This is a genomic window from Paraburkholderia sp. EG286A (genome assembly GCF_040965375.1).
Classification (GTDB): domain Bacteria; phylum Pseudomonadota; class Gammaproteobacteria; order Burkholderiales; family Burkholderiaceae; genus Paraburkholderia.
The window spans coordinates 62,325-83,222 of sequence record NZ_JBFRCB010000014.1 but is presented as its reverse complement, the minus strand read 5'-3'; the positions used below and the strand labels follow the sequence as shown (position 1 = coordinate 83,222).

Annotated in this window: 13 protein-coding genes and 5 pseudogenes; 14 read left to right on the top strand and 4 right to left on the bottom strand. The window is 58.6% G+C overall.

What is annotated here, in order from left to right; all coding sequences use genetic code 11:
* Window positions 1–112: 112 nt before the first annotated feature.
* The gene (locus AB4Y35_RS39390) at window positions 113–1,003 is read right to left on the bottom strand and encodes a FadR/GntR family transcriptional regulator (RefSeq protein WP_368692081.1); all 891 of its coding nucleotides are present in this window, start codon (window positions 1,001–1,003) and stop codon (window positions 113–115) included.
* A 263-nt stretch (window positions 1,004–1,266) separates the two neighbouring features.
* On the bottom strand, window positions 1,267–1,878 hold the full coding sequence (locus AB4Y35_RS39385) for a PaaI family thioesterase (RefSeq protein WP_368692082.1): 612 nt from the start codon (window positions 1,876–1,878) through the stop codon (window positions 1,267–1,269).
* Window positions 1,879–2,347: 469 nt separating this feature from the next.
* Here AB4Y35_RS39385 and acs point away from each other — a divergent pair, with 469 nt between their 5' ends.
* Together acs and AB4Y35_RS39375 are read left to right on the top strand one after the other, a co-directional pair.
* Window positions 2,348–4,330: an acetate--CoA ligase gene (gene acs, locus AB4Y35_RS39380; protein ID WP_368692083.1), complete on the top strand. Its 1,983-nt coding sequence runs from the start codon at window positions 2,348–2,350 to the stop codon at window positions 4,328–4,330.
* A 65-nt stretch (window positions 4,331–4,395) separates the two neighbouring features.
* A complete protein-coding gene (locus tag AB4Y35_RS39375; protein ID WP_368692084.1) occupies window positions 4,396–4,800 on the top strand; it encodes a hypothetical protein in 405 nt (134 codons plus the stop codon).
* A 129-nt stretch (window positions 4,801–4,929) separates the two neighbouring features.
* Here AB4Y35_RS39375 and AB4Y35_RS39370 read toward each other — a convergent pair whose 3' ends face one another.
* Complete coding sequence (locus tag AB4Y35_RS39370; protein ID WP_368692085.1) at window positions 4,930–6,333, bottom strand: PLP-dependent aminotransferase family protein; 1,404 nt, start codon at window positions 6,331–6,333, stop codon at window positions 4,930–4,932.
* A 113-nt stretch (window positions 6,334–6,446) separates the two neighbouring features.
* On the opposite strand from AB4Y35_RS39370, the gene AB4Y35_RS39365 reads away from it, so the two are divergent.
* The 5 genes and pseudogenes from AB4Y35_RS39365 to AB4Y35_RS39345 all read left to right on the top strand — a co-directional run bounded on the left by AB4Y35_RS39365 (window position 6,447) and on the right by AB4Y35_RS39345 (window position 12,720).
* A complete protein-coding gene (locus tag AB4Y35_RS39365; protein WP_368692131.1) occupies window positions 6,447–7,772 on the top strand; it encodes an aspartate aminotransferase family protein in 1,326 nt (441 codons plus the stop codon).
* 47 nt (window positions 7,773–7,819) lie between these two features.
* Window positions 7,820–9,344, top strand: a pseudogene (locus AB4Y35_RS39360) (CoA-acylating methylmalonate-semialdehyde dehydrogenase).
* A gap of 936 nt (window positions 9,345–10,280) precedes the next feature.
* Entirely contained in the window at window positions 10,281–11,432 is a 1,152-nt protein-coding gene (locus tag AB4Y35_RS39355; protein ID WP_368692086.1) for a porin, read from the top strand.
* A 92-nt stretch (window positions 11,433–11,524) separates the two neighbouring features.
* The gene (locus AB4Y35_RS39350) at window positions 11,525–11,908 is read left to right on the top strand and encodes a transposase (protein ID WP_368708584.1); all 384 of its coding nucleotides are present in this window, start codon (window positions 11,525–11,527) and stop codon (window positions 11,906–11,908) included.
* 416 nt (window positions 11,909–12,324) lie between these two features.
* A complete protein-coding gene (locus tag AB4Y35_RS39345; protein WP_368692132.1) occupies window positions 12,325–12,720 on the top strand; it encodes a carboxymuconolactone decarboxylase family protein in 396 nt (131 codons plus the stop codon).
* An 11-nt stretch (window positions 12,721–12,731) separates the two neighbouring features.
* Here AB4Y35_RS39345 and AB4Y35_RS39340 read toward each other — a convergent pair.
* A pseudogene (locus tag AB4Y35_RS39340) lies at window positions 12,732–12,857 on the bottom strand (DUF1445 domain-containing protein); the annotation flags it as partial.
* 526 nt (window positions 12,858–13,383) lie between these two features.
* Here AB4Y35_RS39340 and AB4Y35_RS39335 point away from each other — a divergent pair.
* The 7 genes and pseudogenes from AB4Y35_RS39335 (at window position 13,384) to AB4Y35_RS39305 (ending at window position 20,652) form a co-directional block, all read left to right on the top strand.
* Window positions 13,384–14,193 carry a LysR family transcriptional regulator gene (locus AB4Y35_RS39335; protein WP_368692133.1) on the top strand — a complete coding sequence of 270 codons (810 nt, stop codon included), beginning with the start codon at window positions 13,384–13,386 and terminating at the stop codon, window positions 14,191–14,193.
* Between the two features lie 101 nt (window positions 14,194–14,294).
* A pseudogene (locus AB4Y35_RS39330) lies at window positions 14,295–15,101 on the top strand (IS5 family transposase).
* A gap of 730 nt (window positions 15,102–15,831) precedes the next feature.
* Window positions 15,832–15,957, top strand: a complete 126-nt coding sequence (locus AB4Y35_RS39325) for a PT domain-containing protein (protein ID WP_368708583.1) — start codon at window positions 15,832–15,834, stop codon at window positions 15,955–15,957.
* Window positions 15,899–16,108 (top strand): annotated as a pseudogene (locus tag AB4Y35_RS39320) (PT domain-containing protein); the annotation flags it as partial. The gene AB4Y35_RS39325 and the pseudogene AB4Y35_RS39320, both read left to right, overlap by 59 nt.
* Window positions 16,108–18,171 carry a phosphocholine-specific phospholipase C gene (locus AB4Y35_RS39315; protein WP_368692088.1) on the top strand — a complete coding sequence of 688 codons (2,064 nt, stop codon included), beginning with the start codon at window positions 16,108–16,110 and terminating at the stop codon, window positions 18,169–18,171. The pseudogene AB4Y35_RS39320 and the gene AB4Y35_RS39315, both read left to right, overlap by 1 nt.
* Before the next feature lie 750 nt (window positions 18,172–18,921).
* Window positions 18,922–19,098, top strand: coding sequence for a hypothetical protein (locus AB4Y35_RS39310; RefSeq protein WP_342933371.1), 177 nt, complete (start codon window positions 18,922–18,924; stop codon window positions 19,096–19,098).
* 390 nt (window positions 19,099–19,488) lie between these two features.
* Window positions 19,489–20,652 (top strand): annotated as a pseudogene (locus AB4Y35_RS39305) (transposase).
* Window positions 20,653–20,898 lie beyond the last annotated feature (246 nt).

Below are 20,898 nucleotides of genomic sequence, written 5' to 3'. Positions count from 1 at the left end.
TCCGCAAACTGGAGGCCGCCACAAGGTCAACAGGCTCGGAAGCGACAGCGCTCGCCAAACGGCCAGCACCGCAAGGCCCCGTAGCGCCTGTGCGAAAGGGGTTGCCTGCTTCTCAACGGGTTGCCTTGGCTTTCTGCCGCTTAACGGGCGGCTCATCATGTGCTCCGCCGTTACGCTTTCCACGCCTGCTTTCGATGGATTCGGCCATTCCATGAAGATGGCGATGCATCAACGAGTGCACGTGCTCAACATCCCCACGGCGGAACATTTCGATCAATTCCTCGTGTTCCCTGATCACCTTCAGCGACGAATCCTCGTCGTCGAACGTGAGCAGATCTTCAATCATCTCCCTTTCCGCCCTGCAAAGGAACAAGCCGACGAATCGAAGCAACGGATTGGGACAATTTCTGGCTATGATTTCGTGGAAATCTATTTCCGCGTTCTTATGTCCGCGTCGGTCGAGTTCACCCCTGAGTCCCGCACGGCAGAGTTCGACCGTATTCTCGAGGGACTGCAGGACGTCCGGTGTCACAGATTCGCACGACGAACGCGCAATTTCAGGTTCGATACTTTCCCGGGCATCGTAAATGTGTTGCCATGTGAGATTGCGGAAATAGAGATAAGTTTGCAGTCCCTGTAACACGGTGTCCGTGGGTATATCCGCAAGACTGACGCCGCCGTTTTTCCCGGGCGTAACTTCGACGAGGCCGTGACTCTCCAGAATCGCGAGCGCTTCCCGTACCGTGGCTCTTGCCGAGCCGTAAGTCGCCATCAGGTCTTTCTCGCTCGGCAACCGATCGCCTGGACTTAGATTATCGCGGATAATCATTGCCCTGATGTCCTCGGCGATGTAACGCGCCTGTCGCATCGCAGTCCGCCCCGATCTTGCAGTAATACTTTTGGGCAGGACGACGCGGGACTGCTCCGTGGTTGCCGAGCGTGAGGCGGACTGGGCCAGGCTCGCCGAGGAGCGTGTTGTAGTTCGTCTAATCATCTTTGACATATGGTGACTCTCGGACCCGAATGGTCTGGCTGCAGCTTGTGCCGCCTTGAAACAGGAACAACGTTTCAAAATCGGCAGTTAGGCGCGCGCGATAGGCGCCGTTACGCTGGCGCGACAAGGAAACGCTCGAATGACACCGATTGTAATCTATGCAACCAAACGAACGTGCCGCTCAACAGCGCGCCTGCCGCTGCCGTGATGGGAAATCGTCGGCGGACGGAAAGAAATTTCCCCTCGCGAAGCGGTTGGTGCGACCACTCTGATCAGTTTGCCGTCGGTTTGAGCCTAGCCTCGTTCACCACGAACGTGCCGGCCGCGTTTGCAAGCAGCCGTCCAGACTCGTCGACCACCTCGGCGGTAGCGAAAGCGAGGCGGCGTCCCAACTGGGTCACCGAGCCGCTGGCCAATACGGTCGAGCCGTTAGCCTCCTGAGCTCCCATGAAGCGAACCGACATCTCGGCGGTCGCAGATACTTGCGTGGCGCCAAGAGCGGAGTCCACAGCCAGCGCCATGGCGCAATCGAGTATCGTGGCGAGTGCACCGCCATGCAACTTTCCGGTCGGATTGCCTGCAAACGACGATGCAGTCATCGATAACTGAACGAATCCAGAGCACGCTTGAACGACCGAGATCTTCAGCGTCTCGTAGATCGGAGACACCCATCCACGACCGGCCTGTACGCGCTGTAACCATTCGACCGTTCCTTCGTTGGATTGCCGGGTGAACATCTCAAGTGCCATACCATCCTCCAGGTGAGCGCAAAGGGTCGATGCACTCAAAGAAATTGATTTTGGGAAATCAGAGAAATCATTATAATGTTTTAACTTGGTGACGTCGAAGGCTGTATCGGCGTCACGCTTCAGATGCGCGTCCACTGTCCGGGCAGCGCGTTGGCTTGACGAAAGAAGAGGATGCTTGACCCCGATATGTTGGAGTGCGTGACGATCAGCGGGCCAAGGACTGCCGCTCCCAAGGCGGCGTTAGCGATGCTCCCGACTTGGCGAGGGCGAGCATCAGTGCCTCGCACAGGAGCGCGAAATGAACGCCAGTACGAATCCTGCATGCGAGCGCAAGCGTTCGGAAATAGTGGCGGTCTGGCCGTTCGATTGCGCAGTTGTGGGCCCGGTACGCCTTACACCCAGTGACGCAATCGATGATGTTGTGACAGCGGGAAACGCGGGGCTTCGCTGGTCAGAGCTATCGTGTCGTGATCGAGCAAGGATCCATTTTGAAGTTGCGGACCTGGTTGACGCGCTCCAGACAGTTGGCGTCGACTATTGCACTCGAGGCGGGAAAGACAAGCCGACAGGCAATCGGACCTTCCCAGTCGTTATAGAGGAACCAATGTCAACAATTAAATCTTTCTTGCAGGAACGCCGGATGTTTCCCGTTGCCGCGGAAATCAAGTCGCAGGCTAACGTGTCCGGCATGGACGCATACAAGGCGCTGTGCGCCGAAGCCGAACGCGATTACGAAGGCTTCTGGGCGCGCCTCGCGCGCGAAACCCTGAGCTGGCAAAAGCCCTTCACGAAGGTGCTCGACGAATCGAAGGCGCCGTTCTACACGTGGTTCGAAGACGGCGAACTCAATGCCTCGTACAACAGCCTCGACCGCCACGTCGAAGCGGGCAATGGCGAGCGCGTCGCGATCGTTTTCGAAGCCGACGACGGCACCGTCACGAACGTCACCTACAAAGACCTGCTCGCGCGCGTGTCGCGCTTCGCCAATGCGCTGAAGAAACGCGGCGTGAAGAAGGGCGACCGCGTGGTCATCTACATGCCGATGTCGGTGGAAGGCGTGGTCGCCATGCAGGCTTGCGCGCGCATCGGCGCGACGCATTCGGTCGTGTTCGGCGGCTTCTCGTCGAAGTCGCTCAACGAACGCATGGTCGACGTGGGCGCGGTCGCGCTCATCACCGCCGACGAACAGATGCGCGGCGGCAAGGCGCTGCCGCTGAAGAACATCGCCGACGAAGCGCTCGCCATGGGCGGCTGCGAGGCGGTGCACAGCGTGATCGTCTACCAGCGCACGGGCGGCAAGGTCGCATGGCACGAAGGCCGCGACCAGTGGATGCACGAACTTTCGGCGGCCGAGAGCGATACGTGCGCGCCGGTGCCGGTGGGCGCGGAACACCCGCTCTTCATCCTCTACACGTCGGGCTCGACGGGCAAGCCGAAGGGCGTGCAGCACAGCACGGGCGGCTACCTGCTGTGGGCCGCGCAAACGATGAAGTGGACCTTCGATCACAAGCCCTCGGACGTGTTCTGGTGCACGGCCGACATCGGCTGGATCACGGGCCACAGCTACATCGCCTATGGCCCGCTCACGATCGGCGCGACCCAGGTCGTGTTCGAAGGCGTGCCGACGTACCCGAACGCCGGCCGCTTCTGGGACATGATCGCCAAGCACAAGGTCACGGTGTTCTACACCGCGCCCACGGCGATCCGCTCGCTCATCAAGGCATCCGAAGCCGACGCGAAGGTGCATCCGAAGAGCTACGACCTTTCTTTGCTGCGCATTCTCGGCACGGTCGGCGAGCCGATCAATCCCGAAGCGTGGATGTGGTACTACGAAAACGTGGGCGGCAAGCGCTGCCCGATCGTCGACACCTGGTGGCAGACCGAAACCGGTGGCCACATGATCACGCCGCTGCCGGGCGCGACGCCGCTCGTGCCGGGTTCGTGCACGCTGCCGCTGCCGGGCATCATGGCCGCGATCGTCGACGAAACCGGCCAGGACGTGCCGAACGGGCAGGGCGGCATTCTCGTCGTGAAGCGTCCGTGGCCCGCGATGATCCGCAACGTGTGGGGCAACCCGGAGCGCTACAAGTCGGGATGCTTCCCCGAAGAACTGGGCGGCAAGCTGTATCTGGCCGGCGACGGCAGCGTGCGCGACAAGGACACGGGCTACTTCACGATCATGGGCCGTATCGACGACGTGCTGAACGTCTCGGGCCACCGCCTCGGCACGATGGAAATCGAGTCGGCGCTGGTGGCGAACCCGCTCGTGGCCGAAGCCGCCGTGGTGGGCCGCCCCGACGACACCACCGGCGAAGCCGTGGTGGCGTTCGTGGTGCTCAAGGCCACGCGTCCGCAGGGCGACGAGGCCGTGAAGCTCGCCAACGATCTGCGCGCCTGGGTGGGCAAGGAGATCGGGCCGATCGCCAAGCCCCGCGACATCCGCTTCGGCGAGAACCTGCCGAAGACGCGCTCGGGCAAGATCATGCGCCGTCTGCTGCGCTCGCTCGCGAAGGGCGAGGCGATCACGCAGGACGTGTCGACGCTTGAGAACCCCACGATTCTTGATCAGCTTGGCGAGACGCGATAGCTCAATCTGGATCGCATCCGGAAGCCGAAAAACCGAAGAAAACTCACCCGTCATGGAGACCCGCAATGGCAATCGACGCAATTGTCGCAAATATGGATGACGTCTGGTCGACAATGGACGATAGCCCGGATACTGAAGCGGGTCGCGAACAGCGCACGGCGCTTAAACAGTTGCTTCAGCGCATCAGGGATGACGGATATTCGCTGCTATTGATGAGCAATCTAAGCGCCGAGTATTTAAATCGTGCCATTGGCTCCGCGCTCGGACAGGACGGAGTGACGTACTTTTCCGCGATCCTTTCGTCGCAGGAATTCACTGATCGTTATGCCATTGCGCTGCACACGCTCGAGACTGCTCCCCATCGCGTCATCGCCCTGGGGAGCAGTGGCAAGGAATTGCAGGAAGCGCGGACGTTTGGCATCGCCCGGTGCATTCACCTCAATGAGGCACTGAGCCAATTGCCTTTGTAGAGAGGGGCTGGCCGACATTCGCGTTAGAGATGGCACCGGAACCGAGGGGCCCCGCGCAGCGTAAAACCCGGCAAGTATCAAGCGGACAGTGTTCGGTTCGCTTTGTGATGCGCTTGCGAGCGGGGACGTTCAGCGTAGATAGTTTTTCATGAATGTCCACAGTTCCGGGATGTCCGAAGTTGCGGCGTTAAAGCGGAACCACGCTGACGCCGGTTCTCCCGGGCGGAAATACGACCCCGGTGCGAGCCAGATTCCCTTGGCAAGCGCTTCATTCGTTACCGCCATGCTGTCTTCTGGACGAATCGGCAACCGTGCCCATAGGAACAGACCAGCCTTTGGCATGTGGAAAATCTCCAGACCAGAATTGGTCATCGATTCGGCTACGCGCATGTGAGCATTAAAGAGCCGTTCGCGGATATGCGCGATATGGCGGTCATAATGCCCATCGATTAGCACATTTGCCACCGCGCGTTCTGTGACTTCCGATGAGGTAAGTCCAACTGCCATCTTGGTCAACGCGAATCGTGAAATGAGGTCTCGGCATGCCGCAATATAACCAACGCGCACTGCAGGCGTGATGGTCTTGGAGAAGCCTGAGAGATAGATGACATTCTTCAACCCTTCCATTGCAGCGAGGCACGGCGCTCCAGCAGGTGCCAACTCCCTGGAGATATCATCTTCCACAACCCAAAGACCTTCTCTATCTGCAATTTGAAGCAGTCGAAATGCAGAAGAAACAGAAAGCGAGGCACCTGAGGGGTTCTGCAGCACGGTGTTGATAAACATGCCCTTAGGGCGGTGTTCACGGACGATCTCTTCCAGTTGCGCGATGTCGATGCCATCAGGTGTGCACGGGACGCTCACGACATTGATGAAGGTTACCTTGAGAATCTGGAGGAGATTGCAGTAGCACGGGTCCTCCACAATCACGGTGTCGCCCGGTTGCAACAGAGTTCGGACGACGAGGTCTAGTGCCTGTGTGACGCCTTGCGTGAGCAGAATGTCCGAGCTTCCAACAGACAGCGAGTATCGGCGCAAGCCGCTCGCGATGTACTCGCGCAGCGCCGCCAGGCCGTATGGATGGCCATACCCCCCGATTCGTGGGCCAGGAACGCGACTTACGACGCGCAATGCGTGCTGAATGCCGCTCTCGTTTACCCAGTCATTCGGAATCCAGCCACACCCTGCCTTGATTGGTACGGAATGGTCTGCAAAAACATCCGATAGCAGCCATGATGCGTTCAAACTCGGCCCACTCCACGCGGGCGCATCTGGCGTGTGAGCCTCAGGCGTTGCCACGCGATATCCAGCGCCAGGTCGGGCAACAACCAGGCCAAGCGAAACGAGCCGTTGATACGCTTCCGAAACCGTGTACGTGCTAAGGGCGTGCGTCTTCGCGAAATTACGTACCGAGGGCAGTTTTGTGCCAGCGGGATAGGTGCCGTGACTTAATTCCTGTTCGATTGACGCGACAATCTGGTCAACCAGAGTGCCTTCGCTTTTTCGCACTCGCGAGAGGTTCAGCTTGAACATTTCAATACAGTCTGAGGGAAAAAATCAACACGGTTTGGTCGTTTGATTTGTGCTGTCCAGTGATTGTATCGCGCGACGTAGGTAGAGTAGGTGCCATCTTCACGGAGACACACATGAGCACTTCTAACATACCTGACCTCTCGAACTTCTGGATGCCGTTCACGGCGAACCGTCAATTCAAGGCGGCGCCGCGTCTTTTCAAGTCGGCCAAGGGCATGTACTACACGACGGTCGATGACCGCCCCGTATTGGATGCAACTGCAGGTCTTTGGTGTGTGAATGCCGGACACGGTCGCTCGGAAATTACGGAGGCGGTCGCCCAGCAACTCGCGACGATGGATTACGCGCCGACGTTCCAGATGGGCCATCCGCTCGCATTCGAGGCAGCGACGAAAGTAGCGGAGTTCATGCCCGCGGGTCTCGACCGCATCTTCTTCACGAATTCAGGTTCGGAATCGGTCGATACGGCCCTGAAGATTGCACTGGCCTATCATCGGGCACGCGGCGAAGGCCAGCGTACGCGTTTCATCGGCCGGGAGCGCGGCTATCACGGTGTCGGCTTTGGTGGCATCTCTGTTGGCGGTATTCTTGCGAACCGGAAGACGTTCTCGGGCAACCTGATGCCGCACGTCGACCATCTGCCGCATACACTGAACATCGCGGAGGCTGCGTTCACGCGCGGCCAGCCAACGTGGGGCGCCCACCTCGCGGACGCACTCGAACGCCTCGTGGCGCTGCACGACGCATCGACCATTGCGGCGGTTATCGTGGAGCCGCTCGCAGGTTCGACGGGCGTGCTTGTGCCACCGAAGGGGTACCTCGAGCGGCTGCGTGAACTGTGCACGAAACACGGCATCCTGCTGATTTTCGACGAGGTCATCACCGGCTTCGGCCGACTCGGCGCGCCGACGGCGAGCGAGTACTGTGGTGTAACGCCGGACATCCTCACGATGGCCAAGGCTATCAACAATGCGGCGGTTCCATTGGGCGCGGTGGCGGCTAGTCGCCTGGTGCACGACGCGGTTGTCAACGCGGGGGGTGAAAACGCCATTGAATTTTTTCACGGCTATACCTATACGGCGCACCCGGCAGCTATCGCGGCGGCAATTGCGACCTTTGACATATATAAGCGCGACCGCCTCTTCAACCGGGCGCGCGAGCTCTCTGGCGTCTTCGAGGATGCTGCACACGAGCTGCGTACTTCCCCGCACGTGAAGGACATCCGCAATCTTGGCCTCGTTGCTGGTATTGAACTCGAATCGCGGCCTGGTGCAGTGGGCGCCCGTGCATACGAAGTCTTCCTGAAATGCTTCGAGGCCGGCGTGCTCGTGCGCTACACAGGGGACATCCTTGCATTCTCGCCGCCGCTGATTATCGACGAAGAGAAGATTACCCAGATTTTCTCGACGGTTCGTGACGCCCTGCGCAACGTGGCCTGAAATCTCACGTCTGGCAGAAATTGGCCAGACAGCCTTGGAGTATGGAAATGAATGTTGTCAACGAGAGGGCAAGACTCGCTTCGAAGCAGGTCAGCCACTTCATCAACGGTCGGATAGTTGAGCCGTCGAGCGGGCAGTTTAAGGACGTGTTCAACCCCGCGACCGGTGAGGTGACCGGTTCAGTCGCGCTTGCTTCGGTAGTGGAAGTTGACCAGGCAGTGCAGGCGGCTAGGGCGGCCTTCCCGGGCTGGAGTGAAACGGCTCCGCTAAAACGCGCACGTGTCCTGTTCAAGTTCAAGGAGTTGCTGGACAAGCACCACAACGAACTCGCAATGCTCATCACGCGCGAACACGGCAAGGTGTTCACTGACGCCCAAGGCGAGGTGGTGCGAGGCATCGAAGTTGTGGAATTTGCCTGCGGTATTCCCAACCTGCTCAAAACCGATTTCACCGACCAGATCGGTACTGGCATCGACAACTGGAACCTGCGCCAGCCACTGGGTGTGGTAGCCGGCATCACGCCGTTCAATTTCCCTGTAATGGTGCCGATGTGGATGTTCCCCGTCGCATTGGCCTGCGGAAACACGTTTGTGCTCAAGCCGTCCGAGCGCGATCCGTCGGCGTCGTTGCGTCTCGCCGAATTGATGAAGGAAGCTGGTCTGCCCGACGGCGTCTTCAACGTCGTCAACGGAGACAAGGTGGCAGTTGACGCACTCATCGAACATCCCGATGTCGCTGCGCTGTCGTTCGTCGGCTCGACCCCGATTGCGGAATATATCCATACCGAAGCTTCGCGCCGCGGCAAGCGCGTCCAGGCACTCGGCGGTGCCAAGAATCACCTCGTCGTAATGCCCGACGCCGATCTCGACCAAGCCGTGGACGCCCTGATTGGTGCTGCATATGGCTCGGCAGGTGAACGTTGCATGGCCATTTCGGTCGCGGTTGCTGTTGGCAGCACCGCTGACGCGCTCATCGAGAAATTGATTCCGCGCGTCAAGTCACTGGTCATCAAAAACGGCGAATACCTCGATGCGGAAATGGGGCCACTGGTGACCGCCGAGCATAAGGCGAAGGTGGCGGGATACATCGCTTCGGGCGAATTGGAGGGCGCGAAACTCATCGTTGATGGGCGCGACCATCCGGTGTGCTCGGAGCCTGGCTATTTTCTTGGCGGCACGCTGTTCGACGGCGTTCATACGAGCATGAAGATCTACAAGGAGGAGATCTTTGGCCCGGTTCTCGGCGTGATTCGTGTGCCGGACTTCGCTACGGCGGTCAAGCATCATCAATGCACATGAGTTCGCAAACGGTGTCTCGCTATACACCACGGATGGTGGAGTTGCTCGAGCGTTTGCTCGGCAGATCAAGGTGGGCATGGTCGGGGTGAACGTGCCGATTCCGGTGCCGATGGCATGGCATTCGTTTGGCGGTTGGAAACGCTCGCTGTTCGGCGATCATCATACATACGGCGAGGAAGGTGTGCGGTTCTACACGCGCTACAAGAGCGTGATGCAGCGTTGGCCGGACAGCATTGTCAAGGGTGCCGAGTTCACGATGCCTGTCGCTAAGTAATGCTCCAGCCGCTGTGCCGGTTGCCGGGGCCGCGGTGATTGGCGGTGGTTATACAGCGGGCAGTCTCCGGCCACGAGAGAGCTTCGCGCCGTCGACCCGAACCTCACGCATTCTTAATGTCGTGAAAGTAAGGACGATGGCGCATTTTTTGGTCGGGCCGATAGGCTCGATGCAGATTCCCAAAACCATCAGACTCCTTCTCCGGTCGAACCGCTATCAGGAAGACGCGTGACTCAACCGGGCACGCGCTGCTGTGATGGAAAAGCGTCGACGGACGCAAAGAGAACATCCCGCCTTGGCGTGCCGAATGGTGCGACGACAGCCATCCCGATTTGCCGTCGGTGTGAGCCTTGCCTCGTTCACGACCAACGTGGCGCCCGCGCGTTCAAGCCGCCTTCAAGATTCATCGGCTACCTCAGCGGCAGCGAAAGCGAGGTGACGCCTCAACTGGGTCACCGAGTCGCTGGCCAATACGCTCAACCCGTTAGACCATTCGACGGTTCCTTCGTCAGATTGCCGGTGACCAAATCGCATGTCATACCACCTTCCCCTAAGCGTAAAGGGCCGACGCCATCCACCATTTCAAAATTAATTTTGACAAAACAGGGGAATCATTATAATGATTACCTAGCGGTGCCGATGGCGTCGTGTTCGGAGGGGCGCAACGCGCGGAAACCAGCGCCTCTGATCCAGAGGATCACCTGGGTGCCAGATTTCTCGTGATGCTGCTGCTGTTTTACAGGATCCCCTGGCGGGTGCCAGGGGATTATGACGTACGCTCTCTGAGCGTTCCAAGTATTGATTGCATAGGGCGGTAGATCAATTACAAAACAGGAGACGCTCGAAAGATATGTTTAGGTATGCGTAATATTCGATGAAAGAATAGTAAATTCGAAAAATATCGTTACCAATTGGTAACCAGGTTCGGAGAATACGATGAAAGCACGCAACGTACTCGCAGCATCCGTCTTGTCGGCATGTGTCGTTCCCGCAATGGCGCAAAGCTCGGTAGCGCTCTACGGCGTGATCGACGAAGGCTTCGACTTCACCAACAACGTGGGTGGGAGCAAGGTCTACGAGCTCCAGAGCGGCTATGTTCAAGGTAGCCGGTGGGGCCTGAAGGGCACAGAGGATCTAGGCGGCGGTCTGAAGGCCGTGTTCCGGCTCGAAAGCGGCTACGATGTCAACAACGGAAAACTCGCGCAGGGGGGCTTGATGTTCGGGCGGCAGGCCTACGTTGGCGTCGCCAGTGATACATATGGCTCGGTCACACTTGGTCGTCAGTACGATTCGCTGGTCGATTTTCTGGCGCAAACCACCGCGAACGGCAACTGGGCGGGCTATCTGTTTTCCCACCCTTATGACAACGACAACACGGATAACACGTTTCGCGTAAACAATACCGTGAAGTACACCAGTCCGTCGCTCGCCGGCTTCCAGTTCGGAGGTACGTACAGCTTTAGCAACGACACAAATTTTGCCAATAATAGACAATACAGCGTTGGGGCGCAGTACACGAATGGCGCCCTGTTGATCGCGGCATCGTACCTGCAGGCCAACAATCCGTCTTCAACGGCCACTGGCGCGATTAACAACGGCGGCGACGAAAATTTTCTGGGCGAGCGCCTGCGCATCTTCGGTGCAGGAATTAACTATACGATCGGGTCGGCGACATTGGGCTTCGCATATACGAACACCGATGTCGCGCAACCGCTCAGCACCAGCTATGTGGGCGCGATCACACCGCCTGCTGGGTCGACCCTGTCGTCGCTGCGCTTCCAGAACTTCGAACTGAACGGGAAATATCAGTTTACCCCGGCGTTCTTTGTCGGCGCGATGTACACCTACACGCGGGCGGATTTCAATGCGACCACCGGAAAACTGCATCCCAACTACCAGTCGATCGGGTTGATGGCTGACTACAACCTGTCGAAGCGTACGGATCTGTACCTGCAGGGTGCATACCAGCACGTTGGCGGCGACAAGACCCAAACGGTGCTCGACGTCGCGTATGTGCCCGGTGCGGCAGGCGTTTCTTCGAACTCGAATCAGTTCGTGATTCGGGCAGCGTTACGGCACAAGTTTTGAGGCTTATAACGACTTAAGGCGCGGTTGCGGCTCGACGCGTCTTCGGGGCGGTGCGGCCGGGTCAAATCGTGCCGCTACCGGATGCTGGTGTGATGACGCCTGCTGTTGCTGAGACGCGAACGTGCCCGTCAGGCCGCATGCGGTGTCACACCAGACAGAACATGGGCAAAGCGTCGCGCTTTACATCCAGGAGACTTCCTATGCTTCAGTGTCCAGTTACCGATGAGCAATGGATTGTCGTGGCTCATCTGATCCCGCCGCATGGGCGTCAAGGCTGGGGGCGACCGGCACGGGATCGCCGCACGATTCTCGATGCAATTCTTTGGGTGACTGTCAACGGCGAACGATGGCATCGTCTGCCCAGAAGTTTTGGGCCGCCGCAGACGGCATACATGAAGTGGCTGCAATGGCGGCGTAGCGGAGTGATGGACAAAATCCTTGCGCTTCTCTCCGCCGGGGAAGATGGTCTGGGCTGACCGTGCATGTGTGGATGCGCATTGGAGTGTTTATGGTACGCCCCGCCGCGAATCCGCGCTGAGAATCGGGCATCGGAGTGGCCGGTCGCCTTTGGCCGGTCGATCAATCCTCGCCCGGGCTGCGAGAGATGCACGCGGTCAGACGGCATATCCGATTTGCATGAGCAGTCGCCATCGCGCGGACGCCTAGTCGGCCGCCTGATCGCACGCGAGCGTTGCGCATTGTTGTTGCCGGCTGCGTGCCCTCATCGACCGAGGTGCTGATACCCCCAGACGCTGTGGTTCATAGCGAGCGCGGACTCATCTTCTATGGCGACCGACTGTTTAAGAGACAAGCCTGTCGGCGACACTTCTGCTTCGTGTGGAAGATTGGCGCCCGATATGACATGAAAACCCCCCGGGAGTATCGTGAAACGATGAGCGATGAAATCCAGACGTCCGGTATCAACCGCCGCAAGCAAGTAACGGGTGCCGACTTCGTAGAGCGGGCCATGAGCTCAGTTGACGAATTTTCGGAGCCGCTGCAGGAATGGCTCAATGAGCATGCGTGGGGCAGCACATGGTTGAGCGACGGACTCGACCTGCGCACCAGGAGTCTGTGTACCTGCGCGATGCTTGCTGCTCTCGGCAGGGGTAACGAGCTTAAGGGACATATCTGCGGCGCCATCAACAATGGCGCAACCATCGTCGAAATCCGGGAGGTCTTACTCCACAGCGCGATATATGCTGGGGCGCCTGCTGCCGTCGAAGCGTTCCGGAACGCTCGCGAGGTGGTCGACGGGCTAGGACTGAATGTTCGGGCTCGGGCATAGCACGCACCAGATCAGGACACGTGGCGTTCAATTGGCAAGTCGGTAACCAGCATATGGCGTGGAGCGTGTCCGATTGCGAATGGCAACTTCACTGCCGTTACTGACAGCTGCGGTATCAGTCCGCACGCCCAGAAAACGGTCTTGATAGCGCTATCGATCTTGAGTCGCTGCGAGCCGGTAACGTCTTTCGATCTTCAGGAGCCCAGTACCGTCACCGTCGAAATGATGGAGGAGCCTTATGCCGATTTCGGGAGTGTCGTTGAGACGTATGGTCCAGGACTGGTTGGCACCCGACCCGAAGAGAGGATTTCGAATCAGCCACTACGGACGGTACGGCACGGGACGTTATGTTTGTGTCGTCGCAGACAACGGCAGCGGCTCGAAGGCGATGTTCTTTTTTCGCCACCGGGACGGAAGATGGTGCATTTTTCCACCCGATCCGGAGAGACCGGCCATGCGTGGTGAAGTCTCGTATGCGGAGGCTAGTGATGCAGGAGTTTAGGCTGGGAAAGTAGCGGCAGGGCGGAGCAACGGAATTCGCCGTGCGGCTTTCGGCGTCGATGGGATGGCCGAGTATCGTGTTTCCTTGTGGTCAGTCTTACAGCGGATTATTGCGCCGACCGTGTACCGGGGGTGAGAGTGAAAGTGAATGCTCTGTTGAACATGCTGGAACTGGAGACGTTTGCTGCGGTGGTCGAACATCGCAGCTTCGCGCAGGCGGCGGTTGCGCTGAACATCTCCTCCGCAGCAGCGACACGGCGGGTCAAGCGGCTCGAACAGTCGATCGGGGCGATGCTCCTGTTGCGCGAACCAGTCGTGCTGCCGACGAAAGCGGGAGAAGAGGTCTTTCGTCATTTCATGACGGTCCGGCTTCAGGAGGATGACCTGCTCCGGCGTGTCATGCCGGGGAGAGCGACGACAACAGCGCTTGCGCTTGCCGTCAATGCCGATTCCCTTGCCACCTGGTTCGAGCCGGTGACGCGCGAGCTGGCGCAACATCATGTGGCGCTCGAGATTGTCGTGGACGATCAGGACCACACGCTCGAGGCGCTGGCGCGCGGCGACGTCAAGGGGTTTCTGTGCACGCAACCGGAACCGGTTGTCGATCGTTTCGTGGCCGAGTCGATCGGTCAGATGCGCTACCTGTGTGTCGCCACACCGGGATTCGCGCGCGAACATTTCGGCGTGACGGTCGGCCGGTACCCGCGACACTATTTTCCTTCGCCTGTGGCGTTGCTCAATGCGATCCTGGACGATCTCGGCTACGGGCTGGTCCCCGCCATGCAGGCGGAGCCGTTGATCGGCTGCGGCAGACTGTTTACGCTCGCGTCAGGGCACGATCTGCTGATCGATCTGTACTGGCATCACTGGGAGCAGGAGCCCGAGCCGCTCGCGACGATCAGCGCACTGGTCATGGCGGCGGCGCGGCGGAGCCTGGTCCAGTCGGCACCAAGGGGCGAGGGCGCCAGTTGACGGGCCGTTGCGACTTAGAACCCTTAACAAAATGAACGAAGGGGCTGTTACCCCTCGATGAATGCTGTTAACCTTTTCATTGTTTCGACGACGAAAAGGACATGGCCAAGCCAATACTCGACGACGAACTGTGGGCACTCATCGAACCGCTGCTGCCCCCTCCCAAACCACGGCGAACCCGTTATCCGGGGCGCAAGCCGCTCGACAATCGTGCAGTGCTCACCGGCATTCTCTTCGTCTTACAGACAGGGCTGCGTTGGGACCTGCTACCTCGCGAAATGGGTTGCGGAAGCGGCATGAGTTGCTGGCGTCGCCTCCGTGACTGGCAAGCGGCTGGCGTCTGGGAGCAGTTGCACGAGGTGCTGCTTGCACGATTGCGCGCAGCTGACCAAATCGACTGGTCTCGCGTCATCGTCGACTCCTCTTCAATCCGCGCTGTGGGCTCAGGTCAAAAACAGGACCGAATCCCACAGACCGCGCGCGACCTAGTTCAAAGCACCATCTCATCACCGAGGCGCAGGGCATCCCGCTCGCGGTGATTCTGACCGGCGCCAACCGTAACGACGTCACTCAACTTCAAGCGCTGGTCGAGGCAATCCCGCCAATCGGCGGCAAGCGTGGCAGACCGCTGTCGAAGCCTCGGGTCGTTCAGGGCGACAGGGGCTACGACCACGACAAGTATCGACGTCCACTGCATGCCGTCGGCATTGCAACCGAAATCGCTCGGCGTGGTCAGCCTCATGGTAGTGGGCAAAACACGCTGGGTTGTGGAGCGGACCATCTCGTGGCTTCACAACTTCCGCCGACTGCGCATCCGCTTCGAACAGCTCGCTTTCATCCACGAGGCTTTCCTCAGAATCGCCTGCTGCATCATATGCTGGCGACACCTGCAAAAGTCATTCTGTTAACACCTCTTAGTGGTAGTGACGCTTTCCGTTGACCCTATCAGCCGCCCCGTCACGCTGCTCATCGGTGCACACGTCTCTTCATAGAATCAGTCGACGCGAACATAGTGGACGCGTCGCTACTCTCGATTATCGGCTTGACGCCCATCAGCCACTCGCTTGACAACCAGATGTCCGCGCTCGCGCAATACCGTGGTGCGGTAGGGGGTAGTGGATGCGAGCGTCGTGCAGACATCGACGCAGCAGGCCAGGCTTCCTCCTTACAACGGATCGGGCCGTTCTGAACTCGAGCGAGGCACGTGGGTGCGACATCGGCCGCCGCCTGCTGGCTGCCGCGAGCTCGCCGTTCCGCATCAGATTGGAGCTGTCGGACGCTTTCCGCACAATTTGCCATGCAGATGCCATTATGGACTGCTAAAAAGTCATGACGACAAGAAAGATGGAAGTTTGTCAACTTTGGCCGGACCAGCGAATGGTACCGTCAGAAATACGGACGCGATGCCAGTCGGATGCCGTGGCGCAAGGTCCATCTGTCGATCCGGAGATGAACGTCCACTCGATCGTGTTCACGGAAGACACCGTGTCCGATGAGGCCGGTCTGAAAGCATACTGGCGGTCGGTGTGAATGTGGACTGTGTGATCGCCAACGGTGCGTACTACAGCATCGCACAGGCTGAAGCGTGGTCAGTCAGCGGCGTGCTGCGGATGATTCCGCTACCGTCGAACGCGATCGATAATTTACTTTAACCAACCAACCAACCAACCAACCAACCAACCAACCAACCAACCAACCAACCAACCAACCAACCAACCAACCAACCAACCAACCAACCAACCAACCAACCAACCAACCTCGTAGGGAAATAATGACTGGAAAATCTTTGATGATAAAGATGGCGGCAGCCATCCTTATCGCCTTATCTTTCGCGGCATGCTCGGGGAAAGGCCCAGACAGCGGCGCCCAAGCTACCAGCACGCCCCGCGCGCAAACCTACAGGTGTTCGAACTAATGGAACACATGCAAATTAGTCGCCGCCAGTTCATGCGTCTTGCGGCAGCCGCAGCGGGTACGACAGTCGCGTCGACTATTTTCCCTGGGGCTATCCAACGCGCACTGGCTACTCCGGCAAACAACGGTACCGGCACGATCAATGACGTTGAGCACATCGTTATTCTGATGCTCGAGAACCGTTCGTTCGACCACTACCTGGGCTCGCTGTCCGGCGTTCGTGGTTTCAACGACCCGTCGGTAACCTCGGATATCTGGTCTCAGCCGGACGGCAATGGTGGGATCGTTACGCCGTTCCACATTGATACCAACAACACTAACTTCCCGATCTGGAAGGGTCTGCCGCACTCGTGGCCGGATAGTCAAGCTGCCAACAATGGCGGCCGCATGAATAATTGGGTCCCGGCGAAAGGCGGGGCAACGATGGGTTACATCAACCGCCAGGACATTCCGTTTCACTACGCCTTGGCTGATGCATTTACTGTGTGCGACGCGTACCACGCATCGATGCCCGGCCCGACCTGCCCGAACCGTCTGTACATGCTGACCGGCAGTAACGATCCGCATGGTCTCGGCGGCTTTGGGCCGATTATCGATAACAACAACATTACCCAGTTCACCAATGGTCAGGGCAATATGTACGGTCCGGGCTGGGTGACCTACGCTGAATCGCTGCAAAATGCAGGCATCAGTTGGGGCGCGTACCGTCAAGGCACCGACAAGACGAGCAACGACAACAGCGATGGCGGTATGAACGTGCTTCTCGCCTTCCAGAATTTCGTCAATGCTCTGCCGGGCAATCCGCTGTACGACCGTGGCGTCAACCCGCGAACGCTGGCGCAATTCAAGCAAGACGTGCTGGCCAATACGCTGCCGCAGGTTTCGTGGCTGTTCGCTCCGCGAATTTTCTGTGAGCACCCACTGTGGCCGCCAGCATACGGCGTCGAGTGGATCGCACGTATTCTGGATGCACTGACGTCGAATCCGGATGTTTGGAGCAAGACCGCCTTCATCGTAACCTATGACGAGAACGACGGCTTCTTCGACCACGTGGCTCCACCGCGCCCTGCGGCTACGTCGGCCAACGGTTTGAGCACCGTGGAAACGAGCGACGAGATCAACCCTGGCGACGGCAACCCCTTTGGTCTGGGCAATCGTGTGCCGACGTTTGTCGTTTCGCCGTGGAGTCGCGGAGGTTATGTTTGCTCGCAGATGTTCGACCATACTTCGCTGATCCGCTTCATTGAACAGCGATTTGGCGTGCACTGCGGCAACATCACGCCGTGGCGTCGCGCAGTTTGCGGTGACTTGACTTCGGCATTTAACTTCAAGACGCCTAACGATGTTTTCCCGACTTCGGTTCCGACTATCAGTATGTCAGTGCCGCTGCCTACTAACGCCGTGGATTTTGCTGCTGTGACGGCAGCAAACATCAACAAACCTGTTCCGACGCCACCGGCAACGCCGGCCGGCAAGCCGGTGGTTGAGTCCGGCACTCGTCCGGCACGTGCAATTCCGTATGAGCTGTTCGCGAAGTGCGCGGTCACCGGTGGCGGCCCTGCAGTGCACTTCGGTAACACGGGTGGTGTCGGAGTGTGCTACCGCGTTGTTGACCGTCTGAACCTGTCGAATGCACCAAAGTACTACACGGTTGAAGACGGCAAGACCCTGGATGATTTCTGGACATTAACCAGCGGTGCATACGATCTGCGCGTCACCGGTCCCAACGGCTTCGTTCGCGAGTATGTTGATACTCCGAGCACCAGCGCCGCCCTGCAAGTTGAAACGTGCTACGGTAGCGATGGCGCGATCCGCCTCTCGCTGATTAACGTTGGTTCGGGCGATGTGAATGCCACGGTCAGCGACAACGCTTACAAGATGGCGCCGCAGACGACCAGGGTTCCGGCGGGTCAAACCGTTGAACTGCCGATCGATCTCACCGCGAGCATGAGTTGGTACAACTTTAGCATCACCCTTAAGGAAAACAGCAATTTCATGTGCAAGGTTGCTGGTCACGTCGAAACCGGTGCAGATAGCATTACCGATCCGGCCATGGCCTCGTAAGGTGTTGCAATGCAGTTGTAGTTCTGCTGATTTGCGGGATAGCTCTGCTAAGAGTTTAGCGAAAACTGGTTTGAATTTTGTTGCCGTAGCCAGCCAGCAGATCGGCTAGATTCTCATGATTTTCGTATTAAACTCAGCAGTTTAGGCGGAGATGTGGCGGGTTTTCGCTTATCCCGGCCACTCAGCATGGGTAGCCGAAATCTGACCGATACGGCTATTCCTCTTGGGCGGGGTGGAAGCGACGCACGATGACAAGGACATGCCAAGCAACGGCATCGAACGCTGCCTTCTCGGCGCATAAGGAAGGTTGCGTTCGCTCGTCCGCAGGTGGTCCTGGGCGCCTGCGATTTGCTGCTCGACCGTCGGCGAAAGTGACGAAGACGTCAAGACCAGCCTCGTCTATCGTGATGCGACGCTTCCCTTGTTCGCGTGGGGACGCTAAGCATCGCGGAGCTGAGAATCCAGTCGAACTCCGAGAACTCGTTCAAGATTCGGCAGTTCTCACGCTGGTTTCGGCGCCGGACGCGGTGCAGAAATTCTGCAATATCGAGCTTTTTGGTTCTGCAGATATTGCATTTAGCTATCCGGCGGTGTTCAGCCTTTTAATATCCAATGTTCCGCCTGGCCCCATTTGGAGTTCTATCGACCCGAAGCCAGAACTGTTACGGTATAGAGACCTGTTTCATTATCACAATTCGAACGAGCGGGCGATCTTTATACGCACTCGAGAGGGGGCACTTAGATATTCGCGTGGACGAGCACGATGGGTTCGATCTTTCGCTTGCAGGGCTGGACGAGCAAGGCGTTCTCCATAAGCACGCAAGGCTGACGGACGCCACCTTGCGAACCGAAGCGCAACTGGCCTTGAAAGACAGAAATGATGTGCCGCGCGGATTTTACGAGGCACTGGGTAATCTGCTTGCATGATCACTGCTAGGCGGCGGAGGAATCACTCGCGAAGAGATGAGGTGATTAAAAGCGAGAAATGCGTCCGCTTGTGAAGACGGTCCGACGTCGGAATGTCCCAGCAGACGCCGATGTGCCCGCCCCCCAAAGCCGTCAGCGCTAGTCTACGGCCGACCGGCGGCGGGACGGGCGTTCCGTTGTTGCTCTATTCGTACCGCGGCCTTTTGCCGATGCCTTGCGCCGGTGATTGATTAATTTCCGTCTACGGCTTAAGAAAAGAAACAAAGTAACTCCGCGTGATACCAGTGCGCTTAGCTAAATGGGGCGCGAAAAAAGCACCCGCTACGCGGGTGCTCCAGACTGCTGACAAACCATTAGCCTACGACCAGGGGTTTGTCGTTTAATGGGGTCATGCTGAAGAAACCGACGCCCTTCCAACAAGAACTCGAGATGGTGACGCTCGAGATGCTCGTGCCCAAGGACCACCTGCTGCGCAAGATCGAGGCGGCGGTGGACTTCGAATTCATCCGCGAGAAGGTTGCGCACTTGTACTGCGCCGACACAGCCGTCCAGCGCTCGATCCGGTGGTGCTGCTCAAGCTGCTGTTCATCGGCTACCTGTTCGGGGTGCGAAGCGAGCGGCAATTGATGTACTAGGTGCAGGTCAATGTCGCGTACCGCTGGTTTGCAGGCTTTCGCCAGACCGACAAGGTGCCGGACGCCTCGACGTTTTCGCAGAAGCGGCGGCGCTTCACCGACACAACTGTGAATCAGGCGGATCTTCGACGAGATCGTGCATCAGGCGATGGGACGTGGCATGGTCGATGGCCGCGTGCTTTGCAGCGACAACACGCATTTGAAGGCCAACGCCAACACGAACAAGTTTGACGTGGTGGAAGTGGCGCAAACGCCCGCGGCCTATCTGGCCGAATTGGAGGCGGCGATCGACACGGATCGGGCCGCGCACGGCAAGAAGCCATGAAGCGCGACGATGACGACGATCAAGCGCCGCCGAGGAAAGACATCAAGGTCAGTCGCGCCGATCCGAAAAGCGGCTACATGGTGCGCGACGATAAGCCAGCAGCTTCTTCGATCTGGACCACCGCACAGTGGACGCCAAGCATGCGATCATCACCGACACGCACGTGACGCCGGCCTCGGTGCATGACAGCTAACCCTATCTGGCGCGGCCGGAACGCCAGCACGACCAATCGGGTCGGCTACCGCGAATACAAATCCGATCCCCAGCTCTGCCGACGTTGCGCGGTGCGCCCGCAATGCACGAACAGCGTCAATGCGGTGAAGGTGGTGGTGCGCCATGGCCGGGAGCGCGCCAAGGAGCGTGTGGACGCGCGAAGGCTGATCGAGTTGGGCAAGGGCCCTTATGCCCGACGCCGAGCAGTGCCTGCTGGCTGCGGCGGCACAGAACATCAAGAAGATCGCGCTGCTGGTGGCGCGTCTGCGCTTTTTACGCGGCCTCTCACGCCCTCGCGCGACTTTGCAACGGCTCGTCGCACACCTGCAAGCCTGCCTGGACCGCTTCGCCCTACGACCAACCGAAATCGCCGTCACCTAAAACACAAAACCCCACGCTCCGGAATCTTCGCAAAGGTGGACAAGTTTATGGCGATAGTGGGAATGTTGTCGTTGAGAAGTATGGTCCAGGACTGGTTGGCGCCCGACCCGGAGAGAGGATTCCGGGTCAGTCATTACGGGCGATCCGGGGCGGGACGTTACGTTTGCGTCGTCGCAGACAATGGGAGCGGATCGAAGGCGATGTTCTTTTTTCGTCACCGAGACGGCAAATGGTGCATTTATCCTT

Coding starts and splice junctions, on each gene's coding strand:
- AB4Y35_RS39345 (WP_368692132.1), top strand. CDS start 12,325: ATGAGCGATGAAATCCAGACGTCCGGTATCAACCGCCGCAAGCAAGTA.
- AB4Y35_RS39370 (WP_368692085.1), bottom strand. CDS start 6,333: ATGTTCAAGCTGAACCTCTCGCGAGTGCGAAAAAGCGAAGGCACTCTG.
- acs (WP_368692083.1), top strand. CDS start 2,348: ATGTCAACAATTAAATCTTTCTTGCAGGAACGCCGGATGTTTCCCGTT.
- AB4Y35_RS39335 (WP_368692133.1), top strand. CDS start 13,384: ATGCTGGAACTGGAGACGTTTGCTGCGGTGGTCGAACATCGCAGCTTC.
- AB4Y35_RS39365 (WP_368692131.1), top strand. CDS start 6,447: ATGAGCACTTCTAACATACCTGACCTCTCGAACTTCTGGATGCCGTTC.
- AB4Y35_RS39315 (WP_368692088.1), top strand. CDS start 16,108: ATGGAACACATGCAAATTAGTCGCCGCCAGTTCATGCGTCTTGCGGCA.
- AB4Y35_RS39375 (WP_368692084.1), top strand. CDS start 4,396: ATGGCAATCGACGCAATTGTCGCAAATATGGATGACGTCTGGTCGACA.
- AB4Y35_RS39355 (WP_368692086.1), top strand. CDS start 10,281: ATGAAAGCACGCAACGTACTCGCAGCATCCGTCTTGTCGGCATGTGTC.
- AB4Y35_RS39350 (WP_368708584.1), top strand. CDS start 11,525: ATGACGCCTGCTGTTGCTGAGACGCGAACGTGCCCGTCAGGCCGCATG.
- AB4Y35_RS39390 (WP_368692081.1), bottom strand. CDS start 1,003: ATGTCAAAGATGATTAGACGAACTACAACACGCTCCTCGGCGAGCCTG.